This is a genomic window from Caballeronia sp. ATUFL_F1_KS4A (assembly GCF_023630905.1).
Classification (GTDB): domain Bacteria; phylum Pseudomonadota; class Gammaproteobacteria; order Burkholderiales; family Burkholderiaceae; genus Caballeronia; species Caballeronia zhejiangensis.
In genome coordinates this window covers 184,555-198,566 of record NZ_JALQEB010000035.1, presented here as the reverse complement: position 1 = coordinate 198,566, position 14,012 = coordinate 184,555, and the positions used below count along the sequence as shown (strand labels likewise).

Sequence of the window (14,012 nt, the reverse complement as noted above, 5' to 3'; positions counted from 1 at the left end):
CGATGCGAAGAAGGGTCTGGCGTCGCTGTGCATCGGCGGCGGCATGGGTGTCGCGCTGGCGGTGGAACGTCCGTAACGAATGCAGTACGACGGCGCCGCGCGCGCGTCCCGACGCGTCATCAAAACAATATTAGCGTTGGGCAAGATGGCCGCGTCGGCGCCATTCCGAGATTCATTAACCTGAGAGAAATGACGAGGAGTATCAGCATGACTAAGCGAATCGCAGTGGTGACGGGCGGCATGGGCGGTCTGGGCGAAGCAATCAGCATGAAGCTGCACGACGCGGGTTACGCGGTCGTCGTGACGCATTCGCCGGGCAACGCGAAGGTCGGCGAATGGCTTACGAGCATGGACCGCCAGGGCTACAACTTCCGCGCGTATGGCGTGGACGTCGCCGATTACGATTCCGCCCAGCACTGCGTGGCGAAGATCCAGGCTGAAGTCGGCCCGATCGATATCCTCGTGAACAACGCCGGTATCACCCAGGACACGACCTTCAAGAAGATGACGAAGGTGAACTGGGATTCCGTGCTGCGCACCAACCTCGACTCGGTTTTCAACATGACGAAGCCGGTCTGCGAAGAGATGGTGTCGCGCGGCTTTGGCCGCATCATCAACATTTCGTCGGTGAACGGCTCGAAAGGTCAGATCGGCCAGACGAACTATTCGGCGGCGAAGGCGGGCATGCACGGCTTCACGAAGTCGCTCGCGCTCGAAGTCGCGAAGAAGGGCGTGACGGTGAACACGATTTCGCCGGGCTATCTCGCGACCAAGATGGTGACGGCGATTCCGCAGGAAATCCTCGACACGAAGATTCTTCCGCAGATTCCGGCGGGCCGTCTCGGCAAGCCCGAGGAAGTCGCGGCGCTCGTCGCGTTCCTGTGCTCCGATGACGCGGGCTTCGTCACCGGCTCCAACATCGCGATCAACGGCGGCCAGCACATGAGCTGATGTCCGCGAGCGGCGCGTGTGTCAGCGCGCGCCGCTTCGTGTTCGCATCGAATCGATCTTCATCTGAAACACCCGTGCCATGCACAACGTCAGCGCGCGCGCACTCCTTTATAGCGTCGGTCATCTCGATTCGGCGATCGAACATCTCGAGCAAGTGCTGAGCCTCGAAGGCGCGAACTCGCTCTTCTCCAAGACATACTGGCGCGGACGCGTCGTGCAGGCGCTTTCCACACCGGGACTCGCGCCGTCGCAGCATTCGCGCCTGCAACGCCTGCTGGATCGCATCGCTCAGGCCTGAGCGGAGCAACAAAGCGCGCACGCGGTCGACCGTGAAAACGCGCGCAGGCAAGGCCCGCGCCGCCGCTTGTCCGGCCCCGTCGTGCAGCGTCATTCCTCTGATCCGTGAAGAAATTCGCGTCCGCTTGTACCATTCGGCCGTGTCTCAAATTCACGGTTCGCCAGCATGTTCTCTTACATCAGATCGATGATTTCGACGCCGCGCAGGTTCGGCGCGTTCGGCGCGCTCGCGCTCGCGTGTCTGCTCGCGGCCTGCGGCACGACGAACGGCGTCACGGCCGGCGCGCAGCCCAACACCTACACCGTCACCGGCAAGGCGACGGGCACGCGCATGTCGTGGGTGACGGCGCGCAACGCGGCGATGGACGCCGCCTCCGAATACTGCAAGCAGCGCGCGCAACGCGTCGCGATCCGGTCGGAAGCGACGAGCGGCGTGCGCTCGCTTCAAGAGCAGACATCGACCGTATCGTTCAGCTGCGTGCCGGAGAACGACGCGCGCGGCTGAGCAATTCATCCGACGACATCACGGCCGCGTACTTCTGCGCCATATCGAAAAGGTTGGCGTCATGCGGCGCGAGCGCGCGATCGCCGACGCAATCGGATAGCACCACGGGACGAAAGCCGAACTGCATCGCATCGACGACGCTCGCGCGCACGCAGCCGCTCGTCACCGCGCCCGCGACGGCGAGCGTGGTGACGCCGCGCATGGTGAGCCACGCGGCGAGCGACGTGCCGAAGAACGCCGACGGCACGTTCTTGCGCACGACGAGCTCGCCGTCTTCCGGCGCGAGTTGCGGCACGATCGCGCTGTCGTGCGCGTGCTCTTTCAGCGTCAGCATGCCGGGGACTTTGAGCGAGAAGATGTTGGCATCGGCGTCGTCATCGGCATAGACGATGCGGCTATGCGCAATCGGCCAGCGCAACTCACGCGCCGCGCGCAGCAGCGGCACCGTGCGCTCGATCGCCTGCGCGATGTTGCCGCCGCCGAACACGTCCGGATTGGCGAAACCGTTCACGAAGTCGACGATCAACAGTCCAATGCGGCCTTCGATGCGAAGGTCGTTGCCGAAACCTTGCCGCTGATAAACCTCGTCGTTCATGACGTTTCCTCGATGGTTCTGCCTTCGCGCACGACGTCCACGCCGTCGAGCGAGACGGTGCAGCGGCGCAAGGGGATGTCGATATGGCAAGCCGTCGTGCGCTTGCCGCCGCCTTCGTTGTTCGGGCCGAGCGAGAACAGGAAGTTGCCGTCGAACGCGCGGGCGTCCATGCCGAGCGTCGCCTCGCGATCGTAGAGACCGAGCGTCGACCAGTGCGCGCGCTTTTGCAGGCCCCAGCCGATGTGCGAGATCGCGAAGGCTTCGGGGTCGTCGAACGAGAGCATGTATTCGCGCAGGAGATCGGCATCGACGCCGCCTTCGATGCGGCGCGCGTAGCCGCCTTCGACGGTCAGCACGACCGGTTCCGTGCAATAGCTCTTCTGCGGCAGAAGGATGTCGCCGCGATCGATCACGATGCGCCCGTTCGCGCCGCCTTCGTTCGGAAAAGTGAGCGCGAAACCGCTCGGCCAATGATCCCAGCGGCCGGGTTCATCGACGAAACCATATTCGGCGATGGCCGGAAACTCGCCGAGCGGACAGCGCAGATCGGTGCCCGCTTTCGATGTGACGCGCATCTCGCGCGCCTGTTCGATGCGCTTCGCGGCGGCGAGCACGCGCCTTCTGTCGTCGAGCGACGGCGTCATGCGAACGAGCACTTCGGGCGGTTCGACGGCGAGCAGGATCTTCGTGCCCGACGCGAGAATGTCGTGTTGCTCGGGCGAAAAAAGCAGCGTCATCAGATCGAGCACGAGATCGCTTGCCTTGAGGGCCGCGATGGCCGCGCGGTTTCCGGTGAGCGGCGTTTGGCCGAGATAGGCGAGGGCGTCGCGGCTCAGCGCCTTCTCGCCGTTGACGGGCGGAAGATCGAGCCGGTTGACGATGGCGCCCATCGATTGCGTCGCAATCAAGGCGCAGGCGAGCGTTTGCGGATGCGTTGCGGCGCCGGTGAGTATCGTCACGGTCTGGCCTGCTTTCAGGCGCGACAGCGTGAGCACCTCTTTCCACGCTTGAATCAGTTGATGGTCGCTGATTGGCATGATGTGTCGCCTACGTTTCAGGTGAGTGTTGCGCCGAAGAACGAACCGAGCGCGCGATAGAAGCCTTGTTCGTCGTCCCACGGGATCATGTGGCCTGCGTTCGGCACTTTCACGACTTCGAGTTGCGGCATCAGATCGCGCATTTCTGCGATGTCTTCATCGCGGATCACGTCGCCGCGGCCGGCTGACATCAGCAGCGTGGGTTGCGTGACGTGCGGCATGTCGGCGTGGATGTCGTCCGTATGGAAGCCTTCGAAGCTCGCGCGGATCGCGCGTTCATCGCAGGTGTGCAGCCATTGCGCGCGCAGGCGCAGTTGCTCGTCGGTCCACGTCGGGCAGAACGCGCGCATGCCTTCTACGTCGATGCCTTTGCGTGCGAGCGCGATCGAATCGATGTACCACGCGAGTTGCGCGGGGTAGGCGCGACGGCCCGGGCCGGACACGGGCGGGTCGATGAGCGCGAGTCGCGCGATGGACTTTGTTCGCCGTGCGGCGCGCAGGGCGATGCGTGCGCCCATCGAATGGCCGAGCACGTTGGCTTGCTTCAGGCCGATCGCTTCGATGAACGCGATGAGATCGGCGGTTTGCGCGTCGAGACTGTAATCGAGCGTCGATGAGGCTTCGGAGAGGCCGCGGCCGCGGACGTCAAGCACATAGGTATCGAAGTGGCGGCCTAGCGTTTCCGCGACGAATCCCCAGGTGATGGCCGGGCTCGTGATGCCGGGGATTAGCACGATGGCATCGTCGGTTGCTTGCGGCCCGCCGTAGCGCAGATAGTGTTGGCGGATGCCGTTTGCGTTGATGTTTGCGCCGTAGAGTAGGGTCGATTTCATCGTGTGTCTTTCTCGTTTACTTCCGTTTTCGCCGGATCCCGTATTCGTGTCGGTCTATTAGCATTGCCCCTGTGCGGGGCGGCACTCACTTTCTTTGCTGCTGCAAAGAAAGTAAGCAAAGAAAGCAGCTACTGATACGCCCGCGGTCACACGCAATTTGGGTAGTCCTCTCGTCCATCGTGGGCTGCCTAAAGAGTGCCCTCATAGGCCCAACCGGGCTTGGATCGCGCACGGTCTGCCACATCGCACCACACAACAAGCTGGTTCAGCACCAAATAGCTCCAGCCCGCTTCGCGGCCGACCGGTCAATCGGGTCCGCGCGTGCTTCTTTGCTGCCGTCTCCATCTCACTGCACTTGCCGCTCGTCGCTTTCCCTTGCAGACCCAGCGGCAGCGCGTAGCGCTGTGCCGAAGCTGTTTCGTGCTGAACCAGCGCGCTCAACGTATTCGGGCGGCAGACCGTGCGCGAGCCAAGCCCGATTAGGTGTTTGAGGGCACTCTTTAGGCGAGTGCCGCCTGTGACGAGAGGACTACCCAAATTGCGTGTGACCGCGGGCCTGAAAAGCTGCTTTCTTTGCCTACTTTCTTTGCAGCAGCAAAGAAAGTAGGTGCCGCCCCGCACAGGGGCAACGCTAATAGACCGACGCGAAAACGGGATCCGGCGAAGAAAAAAAAAATCAAAAAGCCCCAGACAATAAAGCCCCGGCCCCGGGCACAACCCGCTTGAGCCCAAGCTGAGACAACATCGCAAAAGTAGTAGCGATTGCAGCAGTCACGACGGGCTTCCCGGTCAACGCCTCGACCATCGGCACAACGGATAAAGACGGCATCTGCACGCAAGCGGAGAGAACGACGACATCAGCGTCCTGATAGCGCATCGACTGCACGATAGCGGGCAGAAGAACCGGATCATGCCGCGCCACATCGAGATTGTCGGGAATCTCGAGCGCGCGATAGTCGATGACATCGAACCCTTCGCTTCGAATATAGTCGACCACAAGCTCAGTCAGCGCCTTCATATAAGGCGCCACCACGACGACGCGTTTCGCCTTCATCACCTTCAACGCATCGACCAAAGCACCAGCGCTCGTCACAACCGGCGCCTCGCCGCCATTCGCAGCCGTATGCCGGGTCAAACGCGCCTGCGATACGCGGTGATAACCGCGCCCCATCGCCATGATCGCGACGAGACACGCATAACCCAGCACATCGACGCGCGCATCGGAAAGCTCGACGGCGCAGCGGTCCGACTCCGCATCCATCGCGGCGAGCTCTTCCTTCACGACCTTCTTCATCCGCATGCGGCTCGAATGAAAGGTGAAACGCTCCGGTTCGATGGATTGACGCGCAGTCAGCATCGCCGGAATTTCGGTTTCCATCGTCGTATTCGAACTCGGGACGATCTGCCCGATGCGATAAACCTTTCCCGGCATCTCAAACCTCCGCTGAAACGTTGGACACAGCCGCGCGCGGCGCGAAATCCGTTGCGTTGTACGCATAGACCCAGTTGGCCTGAATGCCCGACGCCTGCGGATTCAGATACGACTTGAACTTGTAGATGAGATCGCGCTTTCTCTGCGCGAACGCGCTCGGCAAGTGATACGTGCGGCCCCGCTCGCGCGATTCGAGTTGCACGCGGCTCGTGCGCGGCAGACGCTCGGCCTCGTAGTCGTGTAATGCGTGCGCGATGTCCGTGCCATGCGCCGCGAGCGATTGCGCGAGCACGTAGCCATCTTCGATTGCCATCGCCGCGCCTTGCGAGAGAAACGGCAACATCGGATGCGCGGCGTCGCCGAGCAATGTGACGTTGCCACGCGACCAAGTCCGCATCGGATCGCGATCGAACAAGCCCCATTTGAAGACCGATTCCGCGCGCTCGAAAAGACGCTGCAAATTCGGATGCCAGCCTTCGAACGCGTCGAGCAATTCCTCACGGCTCGACTTCGCGTTCCACGATTCCTCGACCCAGCTCTGCGTCTCCGCGACCGCGACGATGTTCACCGCCGCGCCGCCACGCACGTAATACGTGACGACATGCGCGTGCGGCCCGAGCCAGAACGACGAATCCGGACTCACAAATTCGGGCGTCTCATCGAAGGGCACGACGGCGCGGAAGCACATGTTGCCCGTGAAGCGCGGCGCTTCGTCGCCGAAGAGCTTCGAGCGCACGATGGAACGCACGCCGTCGGCGCCGACGATCACGTCCGCTTCGAATTCGCTCCCATCGTCGAAGACGGCGACGGCGGCGTCCCTCTCCTGCCGAATGTCGATGCAACTCGTCGACAGACGCGCGGCATCGGCGGGCACGAGCGTCGTCAGCAGGCGATGCAGATCCGCGCGATGCACGTGATAGAACGGCGCGCCATACAGCTTCGGGCATTCCGAAGCGAGCGGAATGCGGAAGTTCTCGCGCGCGGTCTCCCAGTTGCGCCCGACAATCGCTTGCGGCACGAACGCGACATCGCGCAGCGCATCGCCGATGCCGAGCGCCTGCAGCACCTTCACCGCATTGGGCGTCATCTGGATGCCCGCGCCGACATCGCCGAAAACGCCCGCGCGCTCGAAAAGCCGCACCTCGATGCCGTGCCGCGCGAGCGCGCCGGTCAATGCGACCCCGCCGATTCCGCCGCCGACAACGCCGACGCGAAGTGTTCTGCTCATGATCTCGTCCTTCCGAAGATTGAGTCGTATGGATTGATGTCGATATTATATGGCCGTATAAATAAATGCAACGGCAATGACGATGCTCGTGACGGCGTGATAGGCTGCGCCCATCTCGCGGCGACCGTCCGCATACGACAAGGAAGAGTCAGGCTTTGATCAAGGCGATTTTGTGGGACATGGACGGCACGCTCGCGGAAAGCGAGTCGCTGCATCTGAAGACGTTGATCGCTGCGCTCGCGCGGCACGGCGTGGAGGCGGGCGAGGAGATGCATCCGCTCGTCTTCGGCAAGACGGGGCGCGAGGTGCATGCGCTGTGTCGTGAGCGCTTCGGCTTGACGGTCGACTTCGCGGATTGGTCGATGTTTCGCGCGCGGACGTATCTGGAGAATGCGCCCGCGCTCGTGCCGCGTCCCGGCGCGCTGGAGGTGTATCGCGCCGCGAAGGCCGCGGGCATCACGCAGGCGATCGTGTCGAATGCATCGCGCATGCTGCTCGAAGCGAATCTGCGTGCGCTCGGTATCGAAGAGCCTTCGCTCGTGAGCATCAGCGTCAACGATGTTCGCAACGGCAAGCCGAGTCCCGAGCCGTACGAGCGCGCGGCGTGGCTCTTGCGGCTCACGCCCGAGGAAGTGATCGCAGTCGAGGACAGTCCGACCGGCGCACGTGCCGCCATCGCGGCGCATATGCGCGTTCTGGCATGGCCTTTCGACGATGAAGGCGCCGCGCTTTTCCCCAGGGAAGCGCAGGTCGTGCGCTCGCCGCGCGAGTTGGCAGAGGCGCTGGGTCTCGATCCCGCGGCGCTTTGACGGCTTGCGTCAGTTGCGCGCAGCGAGATCGTTGAGCACGATCTTGTGGATGTTCGAGGCGTGCACCCATTCTCGCGCCTGACGCTCGACCAGATCCGTGAACGCGGGCGGTCCGCTGCAGTAGATTTGCGTGCAAGCGCGCGTCGGACTCATGGTGAAGGCGCTTTCCTGTGCGAAGAGATCATCGGTCAGGTCCAGATGATGGTAGATCTTGCCGTGCTCGCGCAGTGCGTCGAATTCATCGACGAACATCGCGTGGTCGGCCGCTCGCGCGAAGTGGTGCACTTCGAAGTGCCTGCCCGCCGACGCGAGCCGCTTCGCGATTCCGACGATCGACGCGGCGCCGGATTCACCGCAATAAAGAATGGATCGCACGCGCTCTTTGAGCACGTCGCGTTCGATGACCGGAATCAGGTTGTCGCGCATATCTTCTCCAATAGGACCGGCATCCTCCGCGAACGGAAGATGAGGCAGTGTATGGATCGAATGGGATGGCCAAACCCGGCGGTGATCGTCGGGGCAGGCTCGCAGTCAGAGTAGGGTGGACCGCAGCCGCCGACAAGCCGCCATGACGGAATACCAGTCATACGGCCGCGCCGATAAGGAAACCGCCTGTTTTAAGGGCTCAAAACGCAACGAGCGACCACTGTGGGTCGCTCGTTGATCGTTGGGTCAGTTAAACGGGGTGACTATGCCCCGCGCAATTACATCGGGTGGGTCGCAACGAAGTTCTTGTACGACCAGTAAGCGGGCTTCGTCGTCTGACCGTCGGACTTCATCAGCCCGAAGTTGCCTTCGTTGTCGTCATAGAGCTCGAACGCCTGGATCGACTGGATGTTGTACTTCGATGCGACGCTCTGGTACTGCGCCATCATCATGCTGCCGACCATGTAGTTCGCGATCTGCTGATCCGTGCCGTAGTTCGGACGCACGCCGAATTCGCTGAGCCACACCGGCTTGCCGAACGAATGGAGAACGCCGAGCATGTCGTAACAACCCGTGCCGCCGCATGCGCGCGTCATGTTGCCCTGATCCGAATACCAGTGCCATGCGGTGATGTCCCAGCTAACCGTCGGGTGGCCGCGGGTGCCGTCCGGCTGCGAGCCGTCCATCAGCATTTGGAAGAACGCGTAGTGCAGCCACGTTCCGTTGACGACAATCTTCGCCGTGCTGTCCTTCGACTTCACGCCGGCGATGAGACCGCGGATCACGCCGCGCGCGACGACGTAGGGCTGATTCTTGTAATGCGTCCAGCTCGTGCCGTCGACGTTGCCGTTCAGCGCCGTCGCTTCGAGTTCGTTGCCGACTTCGTAGTACTTGTACTTGTACGTGCTCGCGACTTGCGCGCCGAGCGTGTAGGCCGCGTTGTACGCATCCTGTTCGTTGCTGAAGCCGGTGCCGAGCAGGATCACGGGATACACGGTCACGCCGCTCGCCGCCATCGTCTGCGCCATCTTCGCGATGACCTTCGCCGACGCCAGGTTGTATACGTCGTTACGATAGATCGTCGCGCCGATGTCCTTCAGTTGCGCGAGCTGCGTCGCCACGGGCGTCGAGTCGTACGCGCCGCCGTTCGTGTTGCGGCCGTTCGCGCCGTAGAAGATCGACGTGCTCGTCGCCGCTTTCGCCGTCGATTCCGGAGCGGCGGCGCTCTTGGCAGTCGCGTCGTCGAACGCGGTTTCACCGCCGCCGCCGCACGCGGCGAGCAGCACGCTCGTAAGCGCTGCCGTGGCGATCGCTGCGGCCTTGCGGGCCGAGAAAACGTTGAAGTTACGAAGCGAGGTCGGGTTAAGGTTCGTCATTGTGTTTAGTGGTACTAATGTACTTGCGTAAGGCTCGTAAAACCCAGAATGCTGCCCGGACCTCTTCAGTGATTCACGATGCCACTCGGAAACGTGGCGATCGTCTGATCCCTTTGTCGTCGAAATGACACTCGTTAGTCATCCAAACTACATGCTCAGGACAGACTGTTTGCTCGACGCCGAAGTTAGGCGCTAAAGGACAGACTGAACGGCACGGATTCACTGCTGGGTCCATTGCGCGATGCAACAGGCGCTCTGGATGGCTGAGTCGAGCAAACGATTGCGTTCGCTCTCGTGGGCCTTACGAAATGACAAACCTGCTCAGTTCGAAGGCATCGTCGCCGGATAGGTAACGTTTGCGCGTTTGCAGTCAAACTTGCCGAATCGTTTCGGAGTTCTTCCGCTACCTCGGCAACCGTTGCCGAAACCTGATCAACGGCTGCAAGGTTATCGTCTTATGAGATGAATGTAAACGTCTGTCACAGTAAAAAAATCTGCTGCGGCGTTGCGGTGGCAGAAAAACTTACTTCTTCGGAATCGAGTTTGGAGTCAGTAAATTCTCCCGACGGCTCTGACGGCCTTTGTTATCAGGCGGTACAGACTTCCCGGCGTTCTCCTTCGATGTTGCATCGCGGAAGCGTCGGGCCGAGATTCGACTGCTGCGTCGATGTGTACCTGGTCGAATTCCGATAGATGGCACTCGACGGCGGGAAGAATGACCGTTTCTGCAGCGCGCCTGCGATTCGCGCAAATCTCGACGGATTGGTCCATGGTCGTGCGCAGGCCGAAGAGCGCGGGTTCGACCTTCAGCTCGAACCGCGTGAGCGCATACTTGGGATCGGTATCGCAGCGCGTTCTGTTGTATCGTTCATCAAGCTCCCGATGATGGGTTCGCATCGCGAGCAGCGGTGCGAGAGGGCGGTTCCGTTTCTTCATCGCGCGCATTCTGACCGTTGACCTGTATCAAGCTCGACGCACGCGCCGGCCGGACGACGACCCGACGCCGCAGGCACCATAACGCTTATCCATAACGCCACTGTCTTTTCAGAGGGAGATGAACGTGCGAGCTGCCGACATCATGACGACATCGATCGTTTCCGCCAGTCCCGATATGTCCGTGCGCCAGGCCGCGGGCACGATGGTATTCGCCGGCATCAGCGGCATGCCTGTGATCGACGAGGAGGGCAACCTGCTCGGCATCGTCACCGAGGGCGACCTGATGCATCGCGCGGAGATCGGGACCGGCGTCAAGCAGCGTGCGTGGTGGCTCGAACTCGTTGCATCGACGCGCGAACTGGCGAGCCAGTATGTCAAGGAGCACGCGCGCAAGGTCAGCGACGTGATGACCACCGACGTCGCGACCGTGAGCGAAACATGCCCCGTCGCCGACATCGCCGAGCTGCTTGAACGCAAGCGCATCAAGCGCGTGCCGGTGCTGCGCGACGGCAAGGTGGTCGGCGTGGTGAGCCGCGCCAATCTGATTCGCGCGCTCGTCACAATGGCGCCCGAGTTGCCCGTCGATGCCGATATCACCGATCACTCGATCCGCGAGGCGGTCATCGCGGCGATGTCGGGCCATCCGTGGGCGCTCGCTCGCGAGAACGTCATCGTCGAAAACGGGACCGTGCATCTGTGGATGACGGTCACGAACGACGACGAAGCGAAGGCCGTTCGCGTCGCGGCCGAAAACGCGCCGGGCGTGAAGGAAGTCGTCACGCACGTCGGCCCGCCGAGGGTGTAGCAGCGTCTCTTCAGATGAAGCTGGCGCCGCCGTTCACCGGAATCGTCTGTCCGGTGATGAACGCGTTGCCGATTAGCGTCATCACGACGTCCGCGACTTCGTCCGCTTCTCCGAGCCGCCCGACGGGCAGCCGCTCCGCAACGTTCGACGCCTTGAGCGGTTCGGCCATTTCGGTGTCGATCGGTCCGGGCGCGACGGCGTTGACGGTGATGCCATCGCGCGCGAGCCGTGCGGCGTAACCGCGCGTCAGACCTTCGAGGCCCGCCTTCGATGCGTTGTAGTGAACGCCCACCAAACCCGGCCCGCGCGCCGCCGCCGACGACAGATTGACGATGCGTCCCCAGCGCCGCGCGCGCATGCCGTGGAGCACGGCTTGCGTGCAGAGAAACGCCGACTTCAGATTGACGGCGAGCGTGCGGTCGAACTCGGCTTCCGTGAGATCGTCGATATCGATCATCGTCGCTGTGCCCGCGTTGTTCACCAAGATGTCGATGTGGCCGAGGCGTTGAACGATGTCGTCGATCATCGCGGTGACGTCGTTGCCTGTCGACACGTCGGCGCGTACCGCGATCGCGCGATTGCCGCTGCGCTCGATTTCCGCGACCACGCCGGTGGCCTCGTTTTCGCGCTGCCGATAGTTCACCGCTACCGATGCACCGGATGCGCCGAGAGCGAGCGAAATCGCGCGACCGATGCCGCGTGAGCCGCCCGTCACGAGCGCGACGCGGCCGTTCAGATCGAGAGTGTGAGAGGGCATGGCGCGATCCTTCGTCGTGGGTGAGAAGGGCCCAGTTTGCGCGCGTCGTGATGATTTCGCTGATCGCGATGCGATCGATGATCGGGCATCGCGGATACGCGCGAGGCGCTCACGGCAAGTAAAGGAAAAAACCGATGCCGGGTTAAGAGCATCGGTTCTTCCTTGCGCCATGCTGCCAAGTTACCGGCCGCCGTGGCCTCCGCCGCCACCGTGACCGCCACCGCCGCCGTGACCGCCGCCGTTTCCGCCGCCGCCGTTGCCGCCACTGCCGTTGCCGCCACCACCGTGACCGCCGCCGCCGTTGCCGCCACCGCCATTGCCGCCGCCGCCATTGCCACCACCACCGTGACCGCCGCCGCCGTTGCCGCCGCCGTTGCCGCCACCGCCGTGACCGCCACCGCCGTTGCCGCCGCCGTTGCCGCCACCGCCGTGACCGCCACCGCCGTTGCCGCCGCCGCCGTTGCCGCCACCGCCGCTGCCACCACCGCCGTTTCCACCACCGCCGTGACCGCCGCCACCATTGCCGCCGCCGTTGCCGCCACCGCCATTGCCACCACCACCGTGACCGCCGCCGCCACCGCTACCGCCGCCGCTTCCACCACCGCCGTGACCGCCGCCGCCATTGCCGCCGTTGCCACCGCCTTGACCGCCGCCACCGTGACCACCGGCTGCGCCGCCATTGCCGTTACCGCTACCGTGGCCGCCAGGCGAACCGTTGCCATGGCCGCCGTCGCCATGACCGCCGTCTCCGTGACCAACTCCGCCATGACCGCCGTCGCCATGACCATCGCCGTGGCCGTCGCCATGGCCATCGCCGTGACCTACGCCGTGGCCGTCACCATGACCATCGCCGTGACCGTCGCCATGCCCTACGCCGTGTCCATCCCCGTGGCCATCACCGTGTCCGTCGCCGTGTCCGTCGCCGTGGCCATCACCATGTCCATCGCCGTGGCCATCACCATGACCATCGCCGTGGCCATCACCGTGTCCGTCACCATGACCATGACCGTGGCCATCACCGTCACCATCGCCGTGGCCATGTCCATGACCGTGGCCATGCCCATCGCCGTCGCCGTCACCATCGCCATCGCCATCGCCATGCCCGTGCCCGTGACCATGGTGCCCATGTCCACTCGAATCGCCGCCCGAGTCCCCGCCGGAGTCGCCACCGGAATCTCCAGCGCCCTGACTGCCGTTACCTGTTCCACCCGATCCTGTGCCGGTTCCGGTGCCTCCGCCGCTCGTGCTTCCGCCAGCCCCCGCCGTCGCGCCCGGACCGCTGCTGGACGAGCCTTGACCGCCGCCCGCGCCCGCACCCGCACCCGATCCCGAGCCACTCGAATTTCCGCCGCCCGAAGCCGCTCCAGGCGATCCCTCGCCACCGCGACCGCCCTCGAGCAACGGCACGACCGCCGACACCGTTTCGACGGTCGGATCCGTCGTCGGCGATACGCGCGTCTGCGAGTCCGCCGCCGCAACCATCATCACGGCGCTCGTGCCGAGCGGCACGCATCCCTCGGAAGTCTGGTTGCAAGGATTCCCCGTCGTTTGCGCGGACGCGAAATTCGACATGGCCGCCGCGATCACGATGACGCTGAGTTTGATCGCAGTATTCAATTTGAATTTTTTAGGATTGCTCATTTGTGCCCCTTGTAGTGTTTCTTCGCCACGCGTCGGATGCAGAGTCGAACGCGATGTGGGGCAAGAATGACAGGCTGTACGGTGCGTTCTGTGCGGTAATTAACCGGGCGCGAGGGCGTCGTCATTTCGCGCAGTGCGCGAGCGCTCAGAGAACGTTTGCGGACGGCCGGAAGCGTCGTAAGTTCATACGCTCGTCCCGGTCTTGCACGTCAGAATCGCGCGCAGGCGCGGCGGCCAGCCAGCAGATGCATCGCATGTCGATGAATCTTCGCGATGCCGAATGTCACGCGTATCGCGCACCCGTTGCTGGCTTCCGTAGAAAGGTGAATGTAGGCTATCTGTATGGATGCGAAGCGTCAAACGCGCTCTGTGCCGTAGACCGCA

The 14,012-nt window shown here is 63.2% G+C and carries 15 protein-coding genes; 6 read left to right on the top strand and 9 right to left on the bottom strand.

Features of this window, described 5'->3' with window-relative positions; genetic code table 11:
* Positions 1 to 207 precede the first annotated feature (207 nt).
* The 3 genes from phbB (at position 208) to NCS03_RS23510 (ending at position 1,753) form a co-directional block, all read left to right on the top strand.
* The gene (gene phbB / locus NCS03_RS23520; RefSeq protein ID WP_250529905.1) at positions 208 to 951 is read left to right on the top strand and encodes an acetoacetyl-CoA reductase; all 744 of its coding nucleotides are present in this window, start codon (positions 208 to 210) and stop codon (positions 949 to 951) included.
* Positions 952 to 1,030: 79 nt separating this feature from the next.
* Positions 1,031 to 1,249, top strand: a complete 219-nt coding sequence (locus NCS03_RS23515) for a hypothetical protein (protein WP_008349174.1) — start codon at positions 1,031 to 1,033, stop codon at positions 1,247 to 1,249.
* 165 nt (positions 1,250 to 1,414) lie between these two features.
* Positions 1,415 to 1,753, top strand: a complete 339-nt coding sequence (locus tag NCS03_RS23510) for a hypothetical protein (RefSeq protein WP_008349173.1) — start codon at positions 1,415 to 1,417, stop codon at positions 1,751 to 1,753.
* Here NCS03_RS23510 and NCS03_RS23505 read toward each other — a convergent pair.
* From NCS03_RS23505 to NCS03_RS23485, 5 genes are all read right to left on the bottom strand, one after another.
* A complete protein-coding gene (locus NCS03_RS23505; protein ID WP_008349172.1) occupies positions 1,719 to 2,348 on the bottom strand; it encodes an isochorismatase family protein in 630 nt (209 codons plus the stop codon). The two genes, NCS03_RS23510 and NCS03_RS23505, sit on opposite strands and share 35 nt — an antisense overlap.
* Entirely contained in the window at positions 2,345 to 3,385 is a 1,041-nt protein-coding gene (locus NCS03_RS23500) for a 2,5-dihydroxypyridine 5,6-dioxygenase NicX family protein (protein ID WP_175982098.1), read from the bottom strand. Before NCS03_RS23500 ends, NCS03_RS23505 begins: the two co-directional genes overlap by 4 nt.
* Positions 3,386 to 3,402: 17 nt before the next feature.
* Positions 3,403 to 4,218, bottom strand: coding sequence for an alpha/beta fold hydrolase (locus NCS03_RS23495; protein ID WP_250529904.1), 816 nt, complete (start codon positions 4,216 to 4,218; stop codon positions 3,403 to 3,405).
* Positions 4,219 to 4,894: 676 nt separating this feature from the next.
* Positions 4,895 to 5,650: a maleate cis-trans isomerase family protein gene (locus NCS03_RS23490; RefSeq protein ID WP_275445957.1), complete on the bottom strand. Its 756-nt coding sequence runs from the start codon at positions 5,648 to 5,650 to the stop codon at positions 4,895 to 4,897.
* A 1-nt stretch (position 5,651) separates the two neighbouring features.
* On the bottom strand, positions 5,652 to 6,878 hold the full coding sequence (locus NCS03_RS23485; RefSeq protein WP_250436938.1) for an FAD-dependent monooxygenase: 1,227 nt from the start codon (positions 6,876 to 6,878) through the stop codon (positions 5,652 to 5,654).
* 155 nt (positions 6,879 to 7,033) lie between these two features.
* Between NCS03_RS23485 and NCS03_RS23480 the strand changes: the two genes are divergently transcribed.
* Positions 7,034 to 7,687: an HAD family hydrolase gene (locus NCS03_RS23480; protein ID WP_175982102.1), complete on the top strand. Its 654-nt coding sequence runs from the start codon at positions 7,034 to 7,036 to the stop codon at positions 7,685 to 7,687.
* 9 nt (positions 7,688 to 7,696) lie between these two features.
* Here the strand turns inward: NCS03_RS23480 and NCS03_RS23475 are convergent, their stop codons facing one another.
* The 3 genes from NCS03_RS23475 to NCS03_RS23465 form a co-directional block, all read right to left on the bottom strand.
* The gene (locus tag NCS03_RS23475; RefSeq protein ID WP_250441209.1) at positions 7,697 to 8,113 is read right to left on the bottom strand and encodes a ferredoxin reductase domain-containing protein; all 417 of its coding nucleotides are present in this window, start codon (positions 8,111 to 8,113) and stop codon (positions 7,697 to 7,699) included.
* A gap of 278 nt (positions 8,114 to 8,391) precedes the next feature.
* The gene (locus NCS03_RS23470; protein ID WP_008349164.1) at positions 8,392 to 9,489 is read right to left on the bottom strand and encodes a glycosyl hydrolase; all 1,098 of its coding nucleotides are present in this window, start codon (positions 9,487 to 9,489) and stop codon (positions 8,392 to 8,394) included.
* Positions 9,490 to 10,038: 549 nt separating this feature from the next.
* Positions 10,039 to 10,425: a hypothetical protein gene (locus NCS03_RS23465; RefSeq protein ID WP_250529903.1), complete on the bottom strand. Its 387-nt coding sequence runs from the start codon at positions 10,423 to 10,425 to the stop codon at positions 10,039 to 10,041.
* Positions 10,426 to 10,543: 118 nt separating this feature from the next.
* Between NCS03_RS23465 and NCS03_RS23460 the strand changes: the two genes are divergently transcribed.
* The gene (locus NCS03_RS23460) at positions 10,544 to 11,230 is read left to right on the top strand and encodes a CBS domain-containing protein (protein WP_008349162.1); all 687 of its coding nucleotides are present in this window, start codon (positions 10,544 to 10,546) and stop codon (positions 11,228 to 11,230) included.
* Positions 11,231 to 11,240: 10 nt separating this feature from the next.
* Here NCS03_RS23460 and NCS03_RS23455 read toward each other — a convergent pair whose 3' ends face one another.
* Entirely contained in the window at positions 11,241 to 11,987 is a 747-nt protein-coding gene (locus NCS03_RS23455) for an SDR family NAD(P)-dependent oxidoreductase (RefSeq protein WP_250529902.1), read from the bottom strand.
* Positions 11,988 to 12,197: 210 nt separating this feature from the next.
* On the opposite strand from NCS03_RS23455, the gene NCS03_RS31180 reads away from it, so the two are divergent.
* Positions 12,198 to 13,643 carry a hypothetical protein gene (locus NCS03_RS31180; protein WP_284504427.1) on the top strand — a complete coding sequence of 482 codons (1,446 nt, stop codon included), beginning with the start codon at positions 12,198 to 12,200 and terminating at the stop codon, positions 13,641 to 13,643.
* Positions 13,644 to 14,012 lie beyond the last annotated feature (369 nt).

Bases quoted from the DNA above. Each gene is read 5' to 3' on its own strand.
- phbB (WP_250529905.1), top strand. From the start codon at position 208: ATGACTAAGCGAATCGCAGTGGTGACGGGCGGCATGGGCGGTCTGGGC.
- NCS03_RS23515 (WP_008349174.1), top strand. From the start codon at position 1,031: ATGCACAACGTCAGCGCGCGCGCACTCCTTTATAGCGTCGGTCATCTC.
- NCS03_RS23510 (WP_008349173.1), top strand. From the start codon at position 1,415: ATGTTCTCTTACATCAGATCGATGATTTCGACGCCGCGCAGGTTCGGC.
- NCS03_RS23505 (WP_008349172.1), bottom strand. From the start codon at position 2,348: ATGAACGACGAGGTTTATCAGCGGCAAGGTTTCGGCAACGACCTTCGC.
- NCS03_RS23500 (WP_175982098.1), bottom strand. From the start codon at position 3,385: ATGCCAATCAGCGACCATCAACTGATTCAAGCGTGGAAAGAGGTGCTC.
- NCS03_RS23495 (WP_250529904.1), bottom strand. From the start codon at position 4,218: ATGAAATCGACCCTACTCTACGGCGCAAACATCAACGCAAACGGCATC.
- NCS03_RS23490 (WP_275445957.1), bottom strand. From the start codon at position 5,650: ATGCCGGGAAAGGTTTATCGCATCGGGCAGATCGTCCCGAGTTCGAAT.
- NCS03_RS23485 (WP_250436938.1), bottom strand. From the start codon at position 6,878: ATGAGCAGAACACTTCGCGTCGGCGTTGTCGGCGGCGGAATCGGCGGG.
- NCS03_RS23475 (WP_250441209.1), bottom strand. From the start codon at position 8,113: ATGCGCGACAACCTGATTCCGGTCATCGAACGCGACGTGCTCAAAGAG.
- NCS03_RS23470 (WP_008349164.1), bottom strand. From the start codon at position 9,489: ATGACGAACCTTAACCCGACCTCGCTTCGTAACTTCAACGTTTTCTCG.
- NCS03_RS23465 (WP_250529903.1), bottom strand. From the start codon at position 10,425: ATGAAGAAACGGAACCGCCCTCTCGCACCGCTGCTCGCGATGCGAACC.
- NCS03_RS23460 (WP_008349162.1), top strand. From the start codon at position 10,544: ATGAACGTGCGAGCTGCCGACATCATGACGACATCGATCGTTTCCGCC.
- NCS03_RS23455 (WP_250529902.1), bottom strand. From the start codon at position 11,987: ATGCCCTCTCACACTCTCGATCTGAACGGCCGCGTCGCGCTCGTGACG.